The organism is Hymenobacter sp. UV11 (assembly GCF_004684095.1).
GTDB lineage: Bacteria > Bacteroidota > Bacteroidia > Cytophagales > Hymenobacteraceae > Hymenobacter.
In genome coordinates, this window is record NZ_SRII01000004.1 from 256378 (window position 1) to 274153 (window position 17776).

The window sequence follows — 17776 nt, forward strand, 5'->3', positions numbered from 1 at the left end:
ATTAGTAAATAAATTAATATTATTATATAATTCTAGCAGGTAGGCGGGCAGGGCTTGGCAGTATCCATCAGGGGATCGTCGCCGTCTAGGAGCTTGTCGCCGCGCTCCAGGCGCAGCACCAGCGCGAAGGTGTAAGTAAGTACATCGTCGCCGGTTGGCGAAGGCTGGTAGTAATCGTGTAGCACGAACGACAGGCGCAGCGACGCTGCTGCGAGGTCATCGAGCCGAAAAAACGGAGCCATAAATTCGCCCAGCTCAAATGTATAGCCGCGCAGCGGGCCGTAGTGGCTAGCAAAAAACTCCGGTTTCACGTCCTTAATACCTTGCCAGTTGCGTGCCCAGCGCTGCCCCAGGCTGTTGGCTATCTGGTTGCGGTGCACCACCGTGGGGCCGCCGCCCTGCGCTACCAGCAGCGGGTCGGTAAAAAACTGGTCGGGCACGTAGTACGACGACAGGCGGGCATCGAGTGAGTCGGTGGCAAACAAGGCTACCGAGAACAGCGGCTTGCTGCCCGCTACGGGCGGCATGATGACAAATCGGGCCTTGATATTCACCGCCCCAACGGTGCCAACCAGCTGGGCAATGCGCTCCAGCGGAAAGCCTACCCCCGCCAGCAGGGGCTGGTCGTCGGCCACTACAAAGCTCTGCTGCAACGCCGCCGTATCGGGTCGGCTAATAATGGCCAGCCAATTGGCGGCGTATTGGTCAAACAGCGACTGGCCAAGAATGCCGGGTAGCGAAGGTACTTGGTTAGCCATAGTGCAAGCAGAAAAGGGTGAATAGGTAGTCGTAAAGTGCGCTAAATAAGCTGGTTGATGGGCACTTTACCAAAAAGCCCCTACGCATGATGCATAGGGGCTTTCCAGACAGGCCTTCATACCAAAATTGTAGCCATTGTAAGACTACAAAGAGACAACTAGCTGAGCAGTAGTGCTAGCGTAGAACTACGGGGTTTTCAAAACGAGTATTTCTACTTGGTTTTCGCACGCTAAAGAAGCGTGCCGCGCAGCATCACCAAGGCCACGCTGAAGTAGATAATCAGCCCCGTCACGTCTACGAGCGTAGCCACGAAGGGCGCCGATGAGGTAGCCGGGTCGAGGCCCAGCCGCCGCAGTATCAGCGGCAGCATCGAGCCCGCAATGCTGCCCCACAGCACAATGCCCACCAGCGCTACCCCCACCGTGGTGGCCACCGCCAGCCAGTGCGGCCCGTATATCGGCGTGATGCTCTGCCAGATGGCGATGCGCGCAAAGCCGACAATGCCCAGAATGAGGCCCAGCATAATGCCGCCCAGCAGTTCGCGCCGCAACACCCGCCACCACTCGCCCAGCGTAAACTCGCCCAGCGCCATGGCCCGGATAATGAGCGAGGTGGCCTGCGAGCCCGAATTGCCCCCCGAGCTGATAATGAGCGGAATAAACTGCACCAGCACGATGGCTTTCTGCAATTCGCCCTCGAAGAACTGCATGGCCGAGGCCGTCAGCAATTCCCCCAAAAAGAGCACCACCAGCCAGCCGGCGCGCTTTTGCACCAGCCGCAGCAGGGGGGTAGTCATGTAGGGCTCGTCGAGGGCTTCGGAGCCGCCAAACTTCTGGATGTCCTCGGTGTCTTCTTCCTCCCGAATACTAAGAATGTCGTCCAACGTCACGATGCCGAGCAGGATGCCCTGGTCGGGGCTCACCACGGGTAGGGCCACCCGGTCGTTGCGCCGGAATACGTCGATGGCCTCCTCCTGGTCCTGGCCCGCCGTGAGCGACACGAAGCGCTGGTCCATGATGTCGCGAACGCGCGTGGTGGGCGCGGCCAGCAGAAACTCCCGGATGCGAATGTCGTCGATGAGCTTGCCGCGCGCATCGGTCACGTAGAGCATGTTCAGGGTTTCGGACTGCCCGCCGTGCTGGCGCACAAAGTCGAGTACCTGCTGCACGTTCCAGTTTTCGCGAATGGCGATGTAGTCGGGCGTCATGAGGCGGCCCACCGAATACTCGGGGTAGCCCAGCAGCTGCAGGGTCACGCGGCGCTCGGGCTCGGAGAGGTTCTGCACCAGCTCGGCCACGAAGTTGGCTGGTAGGAACTCGAGCAGGGCCGTGCGGTCGTCGGGCGACATCTCATTGAGAATGTCGGTGACTTTATCCTGGGCCAGGTTTTCGAGGAAGTGGCGCTGCACCTCCAGGTCGAGGTACTCAAAAACTTGCGTAGCCAGCTCCAGCGGCAGCAGCCGGAAAATGATGAGCTGCTCGCGCTCGTCCTCATTCTCAATCAACTCCACCAATTCGCTGGCCTGAAATGAGCGCAGCAGCTTTTTCAACTTAAAAAACTCGCCCTCCTGAATCAGCGTGGTAATTTGGTCCAAGGTTTCGGGCGCGGTCATAGGCAGAAGGGAAAACCGGGTGAAGGGCTTTGAAAAAGGGATTGTTTCGCTAGGCAATAAGTAGTGACGAGGCAAAATTACGCCCGAATAGTTGGCCTCGCGGCTGCCCGGCCGGCATTTTTGGCGTACTTCGCTGCTGTATTAGCCCCCGTTTGTTGTTTTGAGTCCTGCTGCTCCTTTGCCCGCCACGCCCCAGGGCACCATTGTGGTGCTGGGGGGTGGCCACGATGCCCCGCTGCTAGCGCAGCTGGCCCGCCTGCTGCCTACCCCCACCGCGCCGCTCGAAGTGCTGACGACGGCCACTGCCCACGACCCGGCCCGCACCCACGCCGCCTACGCCGCCGAACTGAGCACGCTCGGCTACTCCCACGTAAACCACCTGCTCATTGACGAGGCCCACCCCGCCGACGCCCCCGCCACGCTGGCCCGGCTGCGCGCCGCCTCCTTGCTGCTGCTAACCGGCGGCGACCAGGAGCGCCTCACCGATTTTCTGCTCGGCACCGAGTTCTTGAACGTGCTGCGCCAGCGCTGCCAGCACGATGCGGGTTTTGTGCTGGCTGGCACCAGCGCCGGCGCGGCCGCCCTCGGCACCCAGATGCTGGTGGGGGGTAGGGGCTGGCGCAGCCTGCTGGCCGGCGGCATCGACGTGCTGCCCGGCCTCGACCTGCTGCCCGGCCTGCTCATCGACCAGCACTTTGTGGAGCGGGCGCGCTTCCCGCGGCTATTCCACGCCGTGCTGGCCTACCCCCACCTGCTGGGCCTGGGTCTGAATGAGGAAACGGGCCTAGTCTTTCGGCCCGGCCGCCCGCCCGAAGTATTTGGTGATGAAACGGTAGTGCTCGTAGACGGTAGCCAGCTCAGCGCCCGCCACTACGAGGGCCTACCCCCCGGCCAGCCCGTGGGCGGCCAGGGCTTCCAGGTCAGCCTGCTGGTGGCCGGCGACACGTTTGCAGTGAGCAGTGAGCAGATGTCGTTTGTCATTGCGAGCAACGCGAAGCAATCGCACTAGAACGAGTCGTTTGGGTTTCGTGCTGGTGCGATTGCTTCGCAGGCTCGCAATGACAGACGACTATTTGCTCACTGTTCATTGTTCATTGCAAAGCTCTGGGCACCAAAACCACTTAAATTCGCGTTGGGCTGGCGACTAAAACTCTGTACGCACCTCATGTTTCTGCTTCGTTCTCGTTTTTGGCTGGTGGGTTGGCTCGCGCTGCTGACTGTGGGCTGCACCCGCAAAACGGTGTCGTTCAACTCGCGGCCCGGCGACCTGGCCGTGACCAACTCCGGCGCACCCGGCGACAGCCTGACCACTACCGGCCGCAAGGGCGCACCCAAGCTCAGTATTGCGGGCCGCAAGGCAGTGCTCACCAAAGAGGAAGAGCGCGCCGCTAAGGAGCAGGAAAAGGCGGGTCAGCGCAAGAAGCGCATCAAGAAAAACGTCTTCTTGGGCGAGCGTATCAAGAAGGGCCTCGTGAAGTCGGGCCCCAAGGGCCGCAACCAGGTTATTGAGGTGTTTTATTACCTCAAGACATTCAAACAGCCCAATCCAATGGCGCCGGCGGTCTTCTACTTCAGTACCAAGAAGCATAGCATTTATAAGGCTGTGGGCGAGCTGGATGCGAGTACCGATAAGGTGCTGCACGGCCCGTACAAGAAGATGCAGAACAACCAGGTGCTCGAAACCGGCTACTTCGCCAACGGTACTCGCCACCTGCGCTGGGAGAAATTTGACAAAAAAGGCGTGCTGCTCACCAAAACCCACTACGAGATGGGTTTCCCGCGCGACGCCAACATCAGCTACTACGACGCGGGCCAGACCATGCTTAAGGAAGTGGTACCCTACGTAAATGGCAAGCTGGAAGGCGATTACGCCATGTTTCGCAACGACGGCCGCCGCCTCTGGACCGGCCACTTCGAAAACGGCCACCGGGTAGGGGAGTGGACCAACTTCGGCGACTACAAGAAGTACCCGCACTACGTATTTGAGTACGGCGAAACCGGCTACGAGCCCGAAGTAGAAGAGCCCGAGCTAATTAGGGAGTACAGCCACGGCGGCTCCGTCATTTTCGACAAAGAGAAGAACATCGACAAGCGCGGCGACGCCGACCCCGATGCGGCCCCCGTTAAAGACGCCCGCCGCCCCGGCAGCCACGGTGCCCCTACCCCCCGCCCGCCCGTGCGCAAGGCCCAGGACCGCCGCCCCGGCTACCACCCCCCGGCCGCCACGCCACCGGCCGTGTCGCCTACCCCTCCAAGCAATTGAGTAGATGAGTAAATGAGTAGCCTGGGGCCAATTTGCTACTCACTTGCTCATCTACTCATTTACCAAAAGGCGTCCTCAAAGACCTCGACCCGAAAGCCTTCGCGTAGCTGCGTGAGGGCCACGATGTCGAAGCGAATATCGCCGCGCCAATCCAGCTCTTCCTGCAAGTGCGTGGCTGCCAGGCGAAATAGCTCTTTCTTGCGGTTCGAAACAAACGTTTCGGGTGGGCCAAACTGGCTGCCCGAGCGGGTTTTTACCTCCACGAATATCAATAGTGCTGTGCCCTGGCGCAGCACCAAGTCTACTTCGGCACGGCCGTGGCGGTAGCCTTGGGCCAGCACTTCGTAGCCCGCCCGCTGGTAGTATTCGGCGGCGGCCGCCTCGCCGGCCCGGCCCAGCGCGTGCGCATCGGTTGGCATAAGGGGGGTAGGGAGTAAGGGGAAGGCCTCCGGCAATCCGGCGGTTTTGGCGGGCGCCACACCCGGCCCGCAAGCTAAAGCCTGCGGTGCGAAGTAACTTTGTAGAGCTGGCCAATCAGGTGGCCCATGCATTTTCCTACCCCACCCTATGGACTTGTACTCGGCTTGTGCGGCGCCCCTTGTGCCTGCGGCTCCGGTGCCCGCGGCGGCAGTAGCCACTGCCCAGCGCGCCATAGCGGTGCAGCGCCTGGGCCTCGTGCCCTACGTGCCCACCTGGGATTTGCAAGAGCAGCTACTGGCCAGTACGCTGGCCATCAAGGCTCAAAACCGGCAGGCGGAGGCGGCCGGCCTACTCCCCCAGCCCACGCCCAACCACCTGCTGTTTTGCCAGCACCCGCCCACCTACACGCTGGGCAAAAGCGGCAAGCCCGAGCACCTGCTGCTCGATGAAGCAGCCCTGGCGGCGCACGGCGCCACGTTTCACCTCATCAACCGTGGGGGCGATATCACCTTTCATGGTCCCGGCCAGCTGGTAGCCTACCCCCTGCTCGACCTCGAAAACTTTCGGCCCGATATTCACTGGTACCTGCGGGCGCTGGAGGAGGCCGTTATCCAAACCCTGGCCGCCTACGGGCTGCGGGCCGGCCGCATTGCGGGCCTCACCGGCGTGTGGCTAGGCTGGGAAGAAGGCGCCGCCAACCCGCGCAAAATCTGCGCCATGGGCGTGCGGTGCAGCCGTTGGGTAACGTTGCACGGCCTAGCCCTCAACGTGAATGCCGACCTCAGCTACTTCGGCTACATCGTGCCCTGCGGCATTACCGATAAGGCCGTCACGTCGTTGGCCGCCGAGCTGGGTCACTCCGTGCCGGTCGAGGAGGTGCAGGAGCGCCTGCTGGCCGCTTTACTTCTTCAATTTGATGCGCACTTGGCCTAATAGCTGCTTGGGTACCGGTGTTAACGGATAGTTTTTAGTTATGAAACAAGATATTCCCTTTGATTCAGTAGAAGGCATAACCATCGCCATTGTGCCCGACGAGGACATCGCGCCGGGCACCGACGGCGTGCCAACCTGGACGGTATACCTGCTTAACCACAACGATTTAAGCCTCGAAACCGTCCTCATCAGCTCCGAGGGTTACGGCACCCAGCCCACCGGCGAAGCCGTGCGTACCACCACGCTGCGCTACCATTTTCCGGAGGTAGGGCCGCACTCGGCTACCCCGGTCGAGCTCATTGACCCGGCCGTTTTTCACCTCACCAACCAGTATTGGGTGAGCTACTATCGCGATAGTAAGATTTTTGATAAGAAATTTGTCTTTGTGCCCGACTCCATCGTGGTGGCTAACCTGAGCCGGCTCGACTTGCTGGCGGGCCGGATGGGCGTGCTCCACAGCTAGCTTTTTAGGGAGTTGGTGCTATCTTACGTGGCGTGTGCCGCACTGTTTGTTTCATGAATCACTTTAGTATTTACTTGGGCTTGGCCGCTTTGTGGGCACTATTGGTGGCCATGTTTGCGGTGCCCTCCATCGTGCAGATTGCCCACCTCAAAAACCTGCTCGATACCCCCAACGGCCGCACGGTGCACCAGTCGCTGACGCCCCGCCTGGGGGGGGTAGCGATTTTTGCGGGCTTTATGTCGGCGCTCACCATCTTTGCCCCGCTCGGCAATGGGGTGAAGGAGCTGCTGGCCGGCTGCATTATCCTGTTTTTCGTGGGTCTGAAAGACGATTTGGTGACCATATCGGTCGCCAAGAAATTCGTGGGTCAGCTGCTGGCCACGGGGGTAGTGATGATAATGGCCGATGTGCGCGTAACCAGCTTCCAAGGCATTCTGGGCATCTACACGCTGCCGGTGGGCGTGAGCTACGGCTTCACGTTTGTGATGATTGTGGGAATTACGAACGCCATCAACCTCATTGATGGCCTCGATGGTCTGGCTGGTACCATCGTGCTCATTTTGGCGGGCACCTTTGGCTATTATTTCTACCGCTACGGTGGCCCCGAATTCAGCAACTACGCCTTCGTATCGGTGTGTCTCATCGGCGGCATGCTGGGTTTTTTGCGCTATAACTTCCACAAGGCCAGTATTTTTATGGGTGATACGGGTTCGCTCGTCTGCGGCTTTATCGTGTCGATACTGGCTATTCAGTTTATTGAGCTGGGGAGCCGCACGGGCCAGCCCTTCGGCAGCGAGTCGCCGTCCGTGACGCTGGGCGTGCTCTTCGTGCCGCTGTTCGATACGCTGCGCGTGTTTATTCTGCGCATGGCGGCCGGCCGCTCACCCTTCGCTCCCGATAAAAACCACGTGCACCACCGCATTATGGCCATGGGCTTCTCCCAAATCAGTACTGTGCTGCTGCTCGGGCTACTGAATATTGTGGTCATCCTGTTCGTTATCAACTTCTTCTCGCTTGGCAACCTGGTGTTGATAGCCGTGTTGGTGGTTTTTTCAGTGCTGTTGAGCGTGTTTTTGGGTGTGTACCAAAGCCGGGCCGCCCGGCGGCAAGTAGCATCTTCGTCCTGACCAAAGCCTTTGCTACCATGACTGCGGGCCGTCTGTCTTTCCTGCGTAGCTGCCTGGGCCTGATACTCATAGCGTGGGTGGTGAGTGGCGCTTTGGTGCCCCGTGCCATTGCCGCCGAATATCGCCCCTTGCCCCCCGCCGCTACCCCCGGCCTGGCCCCCGACAATTGGCTGCTGCACGATGTGGCCGGCAACCGCCTTATCCTGTATTTGCCGGGCTACCACGCGCCGGCCCATGCCTACTACCAGTGGGTGCGGCTGCTGCCCCAGCAGCCGTTTCGGCTGTCGTTTGCCGCTGCGCGTGGCCTAAGCTTGTTTCTGGATAATCAACTAGTATTCACGGCAAAGGCTAACGGGCGTTATACGCTAGACCTCGCGCGTACTACCCCGGCTGCTGCGGCCGGGCGGCAGCACCTGCTGGCAGTGTGGCAGCCCGAAGGCTACCCGGCGCTCAATTCTTTTAGTGCCGAGTTGCAGGCCCCTGTGCGTGCCATTAGCCAAGCCGCCCCAGTTGCGACCCCGGCGTTGGTTATGCTGCGGGTGCCGCCCGTGCGGGGTGAGAGCGCGTTGCTGCTGCTGCTACTGCTCGTGGGGCTGCTCTATGGGGTAGTGCGGGCAACCAACCCCATTGGCCTGGCGCGCATTCTGCAAGTGAATGAGCTATTTGGTAATTCTACCGAGCCCCAGGCTTTTTTAACGCGCCCCGCTTTTACTTGGCTCAATCTGGGGCTGGTAGTGCTCTTTTCGTTGTCGTTGTCGCTGCTGCTCACGGCGCTGCACACCGACCTGAGTAGCTTGCCCCTGTTGCAGCGGGTGCTCAAAGTACCCGAATCGGCCATTGTCGCCCGCGTATCGCTCTACACCGGCCTGGTCCTGGCCTTCGTGCTAAGCAAATACCTGCTCGTAGAGCTGCTCAGCTATATTTTCGACCTGCGCGCGCTGGTCAATGTGCACTACCGCGAGTTTTTGCGTACTACGCTGCTGCTGGGTTTACTGCTACCCCTGGTACTCTTACTATACCTAGGATTGAATACTCGCTGGCCCTACATTGTTGAACTAGCTAATGGATGTGTACTGTTGTTGCTCACAGCTACGGTGTTGCGGGTGGCCCGAACTTTGCACCAGCGCACATCGCTGCTTAATCTTCACTTGTTCGCGTACCTTTGTGCTACCGAAGTACTGCCCCTGGCCGTTTTATTGAAGCTCATTGTGTTTACGTATGCTACCTGAGCAGCGATAACCTGAGTAGCGGCTGAGGGGAAGAACAAGACATATCACGCATTCTATAGTTCTAGCATTACCTTTTCTTTTTTCTATGGCCGAGAGCGCAGTACAGCCGGGTCTGGACCGGCACGCCCAGCCCATTCGCAGCATCCTGGTTACCCAGCCCCAGCCCACCAACGACGTTTCACCCTACTTCTCACTGGCTGAGAAATACGGTATTCGCGTAGATTTTCGGGAGTTTATCGATGTTCAGGGAGTTCCTTACAAGGAGTTTCGGAAGGATAAGGTAAATATTCTGGAGCATACGGCGGTAATTTTTACCAGCCGCAATGCTGTGGACCACTTCTTCCGCATTTGCCAGGAGGCTAAGCTGGAAATGCCTGCCGAAATGAAGTATTTCTGCATTTCGGAGCAAACGGCCAATTATCTCCAGAAATATATCGTGCTGCGCAAGCGCAAGCTATTTGTAGGCGTGCGCACGGCTACCGACCTGTTTGATGTCATCAAAAAGCACAAGGGCGAGAAATTTCTCTACCCCTGCTCCGACATTCGCAAGGACGACCTGCCCGAATTTATGCGGGCAAATAATCTGAAGTTTACGGAGGCTGTTATCTACCGCACTGTAGCCAGCGATTTGTCTGATTTGGCGGAGGTTAAGTACGATTGCCTGGCTTTTTTCAGCCCTTCCGGCATCAGCTCACTGTTCGTTAATTTTCCCGACTTCGCGCAGGATGGCACTCGTATCGCCGCCTTTGGCCCCACTACCGCCAAGGCCGTTCGTGATGCCAACCTTATCCTTGATATTGAAGCTCCTATGCCCAACGCTCCGTCCATGACGGGCGCTATCGAGGCCTATATCCGGCAGCATACCGCTTAAGGACAACGCGTGGCTGGCATAAGCAGGCAGGCTGTAAACAATGGACGTCAGGTTTGTACTGGGCGAATAAATCGGCGTGCCCGTCGTTTCTAACGAACGACTAGCGCTTTCAGACGGTTAATTAGTAGTTACATTTGAACGTAGGTTGTCACTACCAGCTACCGTTTTCCGTCACTTCATTCGCCCCCTTTCTTCGCCGCCCTTATGAAAGGAATAGTACTCGTTGCGCTGCTGCTGTCAGTCGCCGCTGTGCCTGCCTTGGCACAGCAACAGCCGCAGTTCACGCATTATGGCCTCAATAGTATGTACCTCAACCCGGCTTACGCGGGGATTACAGGGCAAACGGAGGTTAACGTCATTGGGCGTTATCAATACCTTAATTTGGGTAATTCGCTCGGCGACGACAATGGTTCGCCTCGCACAGGAATGGTGTCGGCTTCGATACCCATCCTACCCCTCAGCGGGGGGGTAGGGCTCGCAGTTTATTACGACCAAGCGGGCGTAACAAAAATGACCAACGCGGCTCTTTCGTACTCGCAGCACATCAAGCTGGGTAATGGGAAGCTGGGTGTAGGCATCCAGGGCATCTACACCTATATCGGCAAAGGCACTTACCGCGCCATCGACCCCGACGATATCAGCATTCCAGCCAATTCTTCTGACCACAAATTCGATGCGGGGGCGGGCATTTGGTACGAGTCGCCTAAGTTCTACGCGGGGTTAAGCCTGAACAATCTGTTGCGTTCCGAGTACACGTTCGCACCCAAGGCAGGCTCTACGCAGGGCATTGCCAGCCAATACTTGGGCGAAAACCACGCCTACCTGACAGCGGGCTACAATATTGAAGCTTCCTCCAGCGTTACGGTCACGCCGATGGTATTGGTAAAGGCTGTATTACCAGGCCGCTACGATACAAAGAGCAAATACGACAACCAGCATAATTATTCTTTCGAAGCCGGTGCGCGAGCCACTTTCAATGACCAAATTTGGGCTGGCCTCAATTACCGCTACGACGAATCAGTATCTGGCTTGCTTGGCTACGCCTTTGGGGCAGATAATCGCTACCGCATCGGCTACGCTTTCGACTTCATTGCCTTCAACCAAGCCGCGCGTGCTTTCAGCTCTCACGAAATTCTCTTTTCCCTCCGTCTTCCTAAAGCAGTGCTACTTACCCGCCCAGCTATCCGCACACCACGCTATAGCTTCTAATTGGTTTGGAGCAGAGTACACTGTTACAATAAAATTAATTACACCGATAAGTTGTGGTTAAATAGGATTTTGGATGGATTTTTAGTGTTGTCCAGCAGGTTTTTTGCTCGGTTGAACGAATAAGCGTGTATGTGTGTCAGAAGCGTGTTGCGCAGCCATTTGGTGCAACGTAGATTTGCCAATACTTACACAACTTACCACAATCGCTGCCTGATTATAAATTAGTTCTTTCTCTCTATTATGAAAAAATTTCTGGTATTACCTCTATTAGCCTTATCGGGGGTACTTCTGGGTGGCTGTTTTACTAAAAACTTCCAAGGCGACCTAGTAGGGACCGACGACCGGCCCATATTTAACCCCCAGGAAGTGCCCTTCGGAATGGTGCCCTGCCCCGGTGGAACGTTCCACATGGGCCAAACCGACCAGGACATTGCGGCCTCGATGGTGAACATGAACAAGCAGGTAACTATTGCCGGCTTCTATATGGACGAAACCGAGATTACTAATAACGAATACCGGCAGTTCGTCAATGCAATTATGCAGGACTCGGTAGAGGCGCTAGGCGAGGACTATATCAAAACTGAGCTTTATCCGGATACTACGGTATGGGTGCGCGACTTCACCTACCACATGGGTGACCCGCTGCTGGAGTACTATTACTCGCACCCAGCTTTCGACGACTATCCGGTAGTAGGCGTAGATTGGTTTGCTGCTCGCTATTTCTGCACGTGGCGCACCAAGCTCAAGAACAACACCAACGAAGAGCTCGGTGAGGCTCCCTACCCCAACTTCCGCCTGCCATCGGAAGCTGAATGGGAATATGCCGCTCGTGGTGGTCGTGAGGGCGCTACTTTCCCCTGGGGCGGTCCTTATGTTCGCAATACGAAAGGCTGTATGTTGGCTAACTTCAAACCAGGCCGGGGTGACTACGCTTCCGATGGCTACGCCTACACTTCCGAAGTAGGTTCTTACTTCCCCAATGACTTCGGCCTATACGACATGGCCGGCAACGTGAGCGAGTGGTGCGACGATGCCTACATGGAAGCTTCTGTACCAGTAGTGTGGGACCTGAACCCTACCAACCCGGATGACAACGAGCCCCGCAAAGTAGTGCGTGGTGGTTCGTGGAAAGATATTCAATACTTCCTGGAAACGGGAACGCGTAACTTCGAATACCAGGATTCGGCCCGCTCTTATATCGGCTTCCGCTGCTCCATGATTCAAATCGGCATGGGCACTAACCGTCGCCTGAATTAACAATCAATCATAGTCCAATTCATCCTTTTTCTCTTTCTAAACTTTAACCGAGCTAATTAGCTTCAATTCAAAATGGCTGTCAAGAAAAACTTCCTCTACGACGATGTAATGCCGAAAGTATATGGCATTGGCGCAGCAGTTGTTATTATCGGTGCTCTATTCAAAATTCTGCACTGGAAAGGTGCTGATATTATGCTAATGGTGGGTCTCGGAACGGAGGCTGTTATCTTCTTCCTTAGTGCTTTCCAGCCTCATCAGTCTGACCACGACTGGGCACTTGTATACCCGGAGTTGAGCGAAGGCTACGACCCCTCGACCAACGACAATCGCTTTCGTGACAAAGCTCCTCAGCCCAATGGCCTAACCGGCAAATTGGATGATATGCTGAAAAATGCTAACGTTACACCGGAAGCCCTCACTAACTTGGGCCAGGGCCTGACCCGCCTTAGCGCCACTACCGCACAACTCGGCAAGCTTGGTGATGCTACCAACGCTACGGACGAATACACGCAGAAAGTGCGCACGGCCGCCCAGTCGCTTGACGGTATCAATAAGGCTTACTCAAACACGGTAGAGGCCATCACCTCGCTTTCGAATGCTACGGGCGATGCCAAAGAGTATCACTTGCAAGTGCAGAACGTGACCAAAAACCTGGGCGCACTGAACGCAGTGTACGAAATGGAGCTGCAGGATGCTAATACGCACCTCAAGTCGATGAACCAGTTCTATGGTACCCTAGGCAAAGCCATGGAGAACATGGTGCAGGCCGGCAAGGATACTGAAAGCATGCAGGCTCAGGTAGCCGACTTGACGGGTAACCTGACGTCGCTCAACCGGGTGTACGGCAATATGCTGAACGCCATGCGCGCTGGAGCTGCCAGCTAATTATACTAAGCAGACTATTTTATTTATTCTCGCTTATTCTACCCACAATTTAGCAATATCTCTAGCAGATGGCAGGCGGAAAAGAAACCCCGCGGCAGAAGATGATTGGCATGATGTATCTCGTGCTAACCGCTCTGCTGGCGCTCCAAGTTAATTCAGCTATCTTGCTGAAATTCAAGTTTATTGACGATAGCCTAACGGATGTCAATGGCAAAACCGAAACGGCGGCCGATAATACGGTAAAAGGCATTGAAGCAGCTGTGGCTAAAAACCGCAATCAGGCTGGTGACGTGGCCGTACTCAAGAAAAGCCAGGAAATTCGGGACGAAACGAAGAAAGTTATTGATTACCTCAACGAGGTGCGCGATAACCTTTATAAATCTACCGAGAACACCAAAGGCGGTAGCGACTATAAGAATATGAGTGCCGAAGACAAGGTGGCTATCACCATGCTCGGCGGCAAGCAGAACGGCTTGGCTTACCCCATGCAGAAGCGCTTGAACGACTATTCGGAGTATATCAAGCAGTTTGTGCCTGATGCTCAGCCGCTGGCCCTCGATGCAAAGGACGATACGCGTATCGCGCCTAGCTCAGAGCAGAAGCATAAAAGCTTTGCTGAGTTGAACTTTGAAAATACTCCCGTGGTCGCTGCTTTGGCTGTTCTCAGCCAAAAAGAGACTGAAGTATTGAAGTACCAGGCCGACGCTTTACAAAAGCAGGCTGAAAAGGTTGGCGCTAAAACCATCGTATTCGATAAGCTGGGCGCTTTCGCCTCGGCTGAATCGAACACGGTAGCCGCCGGTACCAAATACAAGGCTGACCTGTTTCTGACGGCTAGCGCTTCTAACCTGAAGCCGAGCATGACTTACAACGGTTCGTCGCTGGCAGTGGGCCCCGACGGTCATGGTAAAGTGGAGTTTACGGCTCGTCCCGGTAGCTTCGACCAGGCTGGTAACGCGAAGGCTTCGTGGACGGGTACTGTCCGTCTCAACCAAGCTGGCCGTGACACTACGTTTAGAGTAACGGTTCCTTACACCATAACCAAGCCCGTAATGCAGATTCAGTCGGCTTCGGTACAGGCTTTGTATTATCAGTGCGGTAACAAGTTGAGCGTACAAGTACCAGCCCTTGGTGCTCAGTACCAGCCTAGCTTTAGTGGTTCCGGCGCATCTTTCATTCCTGGCCAAAAGGGCGAGGTAACGATAGTGCCTAACGCTCGCGAAGTAACGTTGAATGTGAGCAGCAGCGGTAATGCCATTGGCTCGCAAGAATTTAAGGTGCGTCCTATCCCATTACCGACTATTAAGTGCTTTGTAGGTAGCACTGATGCAGAAGATAAGCGAGGCGTTTCCGTAGGGCAATTGCGCACTATGACGCTCCGTGCCATTCCAGACCCAGGGTTTGCTACCTTCTTGCCAGATGATGCCCGTTTCCGCGTATCACGCTTTGAGGTAACATTGGCCCGTGGCAAACGGCCGGTACAGAATACGCAAACTGTTAACGGCCCGCAGGGTGATATCAGCTCCATGGTGAGCGTTGCCCACCCCGACGACCGCCTGTTTGTAGAGGTAAAAGGTGTACAGCGTCAAAACTTCCAGGGTAAGGTAGAAGACGTGAACATGACCCGCACATTTACTGTTTCGGTGCAATAAGGTAAATTAGTAATTCGTTAGCTTTAAAAATCTATTATGACCCGCTATTTCAAAGCATTGCCTATTACCGCTGTAGCCATGCTGGCTGCCTTGTCGGGCCGGGCGCAGGAGCAGGCTACCTCGACCGCTACGACGGGGGCCATCCGGCAGATTCCGGTTTCTGACCAAATGTTCCGCAAAACCATTTGGCGGGCCATTGACCTGCGCGAAAAGCAAAACCGCCCGATGTTTTCGGATGGTCACGAAATTAGCCGGGTCATTATTGATGCTGTACGGCGCGGCGAGTTGCAGGCTTACAAAAACGACTCGTTGACTTCGACGTTTTCGCCCAAAGAAATGGCGTCAAATATGTCGTATGCCTTAGAAGCTCCTATCAGCGTTGATGCTGATGGTGGTGACTGGGGTGGAACACCTGCTCCTAAAAGCACGAAAAAAGCTGCACCAGCCAATGATGGTTGGGGTGCACCGATAGCTGCTGCTCCTGCTGCTACCAAGCGCGTTCCTAAGAAAGATGCGAGTGGTAAAATCTTGAAGGATAAGCGGGGTCGCACTATCTATACTACAGTTAGCACCGTGGCTGCTGCTCCGCCACCCCCGCCACCTGCTACTTCGGCTGAATATCTTCCTAAAGAGATATATCAGATGGAGTTGACTGAGGAAATGATATTTGACAAGAAGCGCTCCCGGATGTATCACCAGATTAAAACGGTGTCGCTGAAGCTGCCTTCTACGTTGAAGAGCAACACGTCCGGTTTGGAGAAGACCATTGCTACGTTTAAGTACTCCGACTTAGTAAAGGTGTTCCGTAACAATCCGCAGCAAGCTATTTGGTTTAATGCCCAGAATGATGCCCAGCATAAAAACTTGGCTGACGCTTTCGAATTGTGGCTGTTCAACTCGTACATTACGAAGGTTTCCAACCCTTCAGGTGACGACTTGGCTACGCAGTATGGAAGCGAGCGCGAAGGCTTGCTGGCTGCTCAACAGACAGCCGCTGACCTGGTTGAGTACGAGTACAGCTTGTGGTCCTTCTAAATCACGGATTACGCTGATTTTAGACTGATTTCACGGATTTTGTAGTAGATTGAAAAAGGCCCGCGCTGTTTAGCGCGGGCCTTTTGGCTTTTGGTGGCTTAGCGAATTTATTGGGGGGTAGGGGCTTCTTGCTGGTTGAAGTAAGTGAGCAAGACTTTGGTTTTGGCCTTGCCAACTTCGGTTATTAGCTCAGCTTCGGTTAGCTCCCTGATTTTTTTGACAGATTTAAACTTGCTCAGGAGTTTGTCGGCGGTGATGGGGCCGAGACCTTTGACGTCAGTTAGCTCGGTTTTGAGGGTGCCTGCATCGCGAAGCGAGCGGTGGAAGGTGATGCCGAAGCGGTGCACTTCATCGCGCATGCGCTGGAAGAGGCGCAGGCTTTCGCTCTTCTTGTCGATGTAGAGGGGTAGGGGGTCGTTGGGGACGTAGATTTCTTCGAGGCGCTTGGCGATGCCGATGACGGCCATCTGGCCCCAGAGATTTAGGTCTTTTATGGCTTTCACAGCCATGCTGAGCTGGCCTTTGCCACCGTCCACGATAACGAGCTGGGGTAGGCTGGCGCCTTCATCTACAAGGCGGCGGTAGCGGCGCGACACTACTTCGTACATAGAATCGAAGTCGTTGGGGCCGATAACCGTTTTAATATGGTAATGGCGGTAATCTTTCTTGCTGGGGCGGGCATTGCGGAAGCACACCATCGCAGCTACCGGATTGTCACCCTGAAAGTTGGAGTTGTCGAAGCATTCGATGTGCTTGGGTAGTTCGGTCAGGCGCAGGTCTTTCTTGATTTGCTCCATGATGCGCACCTCGTTCACATCCTTGCTCTTCTCGTTCATGCTCTCCTTCTCCTTGCGAGCGTAGAGCACGTTTTTGATGCTCAGTTCCAACAGCTTGCGCTTGTCGCCAATCTGGGGCTGTGCCACCGATACGCCGGGGAGGGGTAGGGGCTCGATGGGCACGTTGGTGAGGATTTCCTTGGCCTCGCTCTCGTATTCCTGGCGCAGCTGCATGATGAGCGGCGCCAAAATCTCACCATCCGACTCATCCAGCTTCTTGGTGAGTTCCAGGTTTTGGGTCAGAATAATGCTGCCGTTCATCACCTTGAGGTAGTTGACGAAGGCGCCTTTCTCATTGGAGGCGATGCTGAACACGTCAATGTTGGTGAGCGTGGCGCTCACGATGGTGCTCTTGGCTTGGAAGTCGTCGAGCTTATCCAGCTTTTGCTTGAACTGGTGGGCCAGCTCATACTGCATCTCCTGGGCGGCGGCCGTCATCTTGTCCCGGAAATATTGCTTGGGTAGGCGTAAGTCGCCGTTGAGAATCTGCCGAATTTGCTGGATGTACTGGCCGTAGGCGGCTTCGTCCTCGTTACCTACGCACGGGCCTTTGCAGTTGCCGATGTGGTATTCGAGGCACACCTTAAACTTGCCGGCGGCCACGTTTTCGGGGCTCAGGTTGTAGTTGCAGGTGCGCAGGGGATACAGTGCCCGTATCAGCTCCAGCAGCACGTTGAGGCCGCCCTGGTTGGCGTAGGGACCAAAGTAGTGGCCGTCGCCGGGCTGCTTGTTGCGGGTCGGGATGAGGCGTGGAAACCGCTCCTTGGTCAGCAGCAGGTAAGGATAGGTTTTGCCATCCTTAAGCAGGATGTTGTACTTGGGCTGGTGCTGCTTGATGAGGTTATTCTCCAGCAAAAACGCATCGGATTCCGAATCCACGATGGTGAACTCGATGCGCTTGATGTTCTTGACCAGCTGCTGCGTCTTCTTATTATGGTCCTGCTTGGTGAAGTAGCTGCTCACCCGCTTGCGCAGGTCCACGGCCTTACCAACGTAGATGATGCCCTCATCATCATAGTACTTGTACACGCCGGGGCGGTGGGGTAGGTGGTTTATTTGTTCTTGTAAAACAGCACTGGCAGCCATAAATCGCAGATTTAACGGATTACGCGGATTTCGCAGATGCAGACGACCGCGACTTGTCCGCCCTTGTATGGGAATAAATGGGGTACGTTGCTGCAACACAAAAGGGCCGGCAAAAGTAGCCGGCCCTTTGTCAATTGGA

The 17776-nt window shown here is 55.9% G+C and carries 16 protein-coding genes; 12 read left to right on the forward strand and 4 right to left on the reverse strand.

Going from position 1 to position 17776, the window contains the following annotated elements:
• Positions 1-32: 32 nt before the first annotated feature.
• Both E4631_RS08540 and mgtE read right to left on the reverse strand, forming a co-directional pair.
• Entirely contained in the window at positions 33-758 is a 726-nt protein-coding gene (locus E4631_RS08540) for a hypothetical protein (RefSeq protein ID WP_133659677.1), read from the reverse strand.
• Between the two features lie 230 nt (positions 759-988).
• Complete coding sequence (gene mgtE / locus E4631_RS08545; RefSeq protein WP_133659678.1) at positions 989-2371, reverse strand: magnesium transporter; 1383 nt, start codon at positions 2369-2371, stop codon at positions 989-991.
• Positions 2372-2531: 160 nt separating this feature from the next.
• Between mgtE and E4631_RS08550 the strand changes: the two genes are divergently transcribed.
• Complete coding sequence (locus tag E4631_RS08550) at positions 2532-3380, forward strand: cyanophycinase (protein ID WP_133659679.1); 849 nt, start codon at positions 2532-2534, stop codon at positions 3378-3380.
• 156 nt (positions 3381-3536) lie between these two features.
• Positions 3537-4634, forward strand: a complete 1098-nt coding sequence (locus tag E4631_RS08555; RefSeq protein ID WP_133659680.1) for a toxin-antitoxin system YwqK family antitoxin — start codon at positions 3537-3539, stop codon at positions 4632-4634.
• Between the two features lie 59 nt (positions 4635-4693).
• Here E4631_RS08555 and E4631_RS08560 read toward each other — a convergent pair whose 3' ends face one another.
• Complete coding sequence (locus E4631_RS08560; RefSeq protein ID WP_133659767.1) at positions 4694-5053, reverse strand: YraN family protein; 360 nt, start codon at positions 5051-5053, stop codon at positions 4694-4696.
• A 148-nt stretch (positions 5054-5201) separates the two neighbouring features.
• Here E4631_RS08560 and lipB point away from each other — a divergent pair, with 148 nt between their 5' ends.
• From lipB to gldN, 10 genes are all read left to right on the forward strand, one after another.
• The gene (gene lipB / locus E4631_RS08565) at positions 5202-5987 is read left to right on the forward strand and encodes a lipoyl(octanoyl) transferase LipB (RefSeq protein ID WP_133659681.1); all 786 of its coding nucleotides are present in this window, start codon (positions 5202-5204) and stop codon (positions 5985-5987) included.
• Between the two features lie 40 nt (positions 5988-6027).
• On the forward strand, positions 6028-6450 hold the full coding sequence (locus E4631_RS08570) for a hypothetical protein (RefSeq protein ID WP_133659682.1): 423 nt from the start codon (positions 6028-6030) through the stop codon (positions 6448-6450).
• Positions 6451-6503: 53 nt separating this feature from the next.
• Positions 6504-7577: an undecaprenyl/decaprenyl-phosphate alpha-N-acetylglucosaminyl 1-phosphate transferase gene (locus E4631_RS08575; protein WP_240734775.1), complete on the forward strand. Its 1074-nt coding sequence runs from the start codon at positions 6504-6506 to the stop codon at positions 7575-7577.
• 17 nt (positions 7578-7594) lie between these two features.
• A complete protein-coding gene (locus E4631_RS08580) occupies positions 7595-8806 on the forward strand; it encodes a DUF4271 domain-containing protein (RefSeq protein ID WP_133659683.1) in 1212 nt (403 codons plus the stop codon).
• Between the two features lie 85 nt (positions 8807-8891).
• Positions 8892-9677, forward strand: a complete 786-nt coding sequence (locus E4631_RS08585) for a uroporphyrinogen-III synthase (protein WP_133659684.1) — start codon at positions 8892-8894, stop codon at positions 9675-9677.
• Between the two features lie 204 nt (positions 9678-9881).
• Positions 9882-10886: a PorP/SprF family type IX secretion system membrane protein gene (locus E4631_RS08590; RefSeq protein WP_133659685.1), complete on the forward strand. Its 1005-nt coding sequence runs from the start codon at positions 9882-9884 to the stop codon at positions 10884-10886.
• A 240-nt stretch (positions 10887-11126) separates the two neighbouring features.
• Complete coding sequence (locus tag E4631_RS08595; protein WP_133659686.1) at positions 11127-12143, forward strand: SUMF1/EgtB/PvdO family nonheme iron enzyme; 1017 nt, start codon at positions 11127-11129, stop codon at positions 12141-12143.
• A 72-nt stretch (positions 12144-12215) separates the two neighbouring features.
• Positions 12216-13028 (forward strand): gliding motility protein GldL, encoded by an 813-nt coding sequence (gene gldL / locus E4631_RS08600; RefSeq protein ID WP_133659687.1) that lies wholly within the window; start codon positions 12216-12218, stop codon positions 13026-13028.
• Positions 13029-13096: 68 nt separating this feature from the next.
• Positions 13097-14680 carry a gliding motility protein GldM gene (gene gldM, locus E4631_RS08605; protein ID WP_133659688.1) on the forward strand — a complete coding sequence of 528 codons (1584 nt, stop codon included), beginning with the start codon at positions 13097-13099 and terminating at the stop codon, positions 14678-14680.
• 36 nt (positions 14681-14716) lie between these two features.
• Positions 14717-15715 carry a gliding motility protein GldN gene (gene gldN, locus E4631_RS08610; RefSeq protein WP_133659689.1) on the forward strand — a complete coding sequence of 333 codons (999 nt, stop codon included), beginning with the start codon at positions 14717-14719 and terminating at the stop codon, positions 15713-15715.
• Between the two features lie 107 nt (positions 15716-15822).
• Here the strand turns inward: gldN and uvrC are convergent, their stop codons facing one another.
• Positions 15823-17637, reverse strand: coding sequence for an excinuclease ABC subunit UvrC (uvrC, locus tag E4631_RS08615; protein WP_133659690.1), 1815 nt, complete (start codon positions 17635-17637; stop codon positions 15823-15825).
• Between the last annotated feature and the right edge of the window lie 139 nt (positions 17638-17776).

Bases quoted from the DNA above. Each gene is read 5' to 3' on its own strand.
- E4631_RS08555 (WP_133659680.1), top strand. From the start codon at position 3,537: ATGTTTCTGCTTCGTTCTCGTTTTTGGCTGGTGGGTTGGCTCGCGCTG.
- E4631_RS08540 (WP_133659677.1), bottom strand. From the start codon at position 758: ATGGCTAACCAAGTACCTTCGCTACCCGGCATTCTTGGCCAGTCGCTG.
- E4631_RS08590 (WP_133659685.1), top strand. From the start codon at position 9,882: ATGAAAGGAATAGTACTCGTTGCGCTGCTGCTGTCAGTCGCCGCTGTG.
- gldL (WP_133659687.1), top strand. From the start codon at position 12,216: ATGGCTGTCAAGAAAAACTTCCTCTACGACGATGTAATGCCGAAAGTA.
- E4631_RS08560 (WP_133659767.1), bottom strand. From the start codon at position 5,053: ATGCCAACCGATGCGCACGCGCTGGGCCGGGCCGGCGAGGCGGCCGCC.
- mgtE (WP_133659678.1), bottom strand. From the start codon at position 2,371: ATGACCGCGCCCGAAACCTTGGACCAAATTACCACGCTGATTCAGGAG.
- E4631_RS08575 (WP_240734775.1), top strand. From the start codon at position 6,504: ATGAATCACTTTAGTATTTACTTGGGCTTGGCCGCTTTGTGGGCACTA.
- gldN (WP_133659689.1), top strand. From the start codon at position 14,717: ATGACCCGCTATTTCAAAGCATTGCCTATTACCGCTGTAGCCATGCTG.
- lipB (WP_133659681.1), top strand. From the start codon at position 5,202: ATGGACTTGTACTCGGCTTGTGCGGCGCCCCTTGTGCCTGCGGCTCCG.
- gldM (WP_133659688.1), top strand. From the start codon at position 13,097: ATGGCAGGCGGAAAAGAAACCCCGCGGCAGAAGATGATTGGCATGATG.
- E4631_RS08580 (WP_133659683.1), top strand. From the start codon at position 7,595: ATGACTGCGGGCCGTCTGTCTTTCCTGCGTAGCTGCCTGGGCCTGATA.
- E4631_RS08595 (WP_133659686.1), top strand. From the start codon at position 11,127: ATGAAAAAATTTCTGGTATTACCTCTATTAGCCTTATCGGGGGTACTT.
- uvrC (WP_133659690.1), bottom strand. From the start codon at position 17,637: ATGGCTGCCAGTGCTGTTTTACAAGAACAAATAAACCACCTACCCCAC.
- E4631_RS08570 (WP_133659682.1), top strand. From the start codon at position 6,028: ATGAAACAAGATATTCCCTTTGATTCAGTAGAAGGCATAACCATCGCC.
- E4631_RS08585 (WP_133659684.1), top strand. From the start codon at position 8,892: ATGGCCGAGAGCGCAGTACAGCCGGGTCTGGACCGGCACGCCCAGCCC.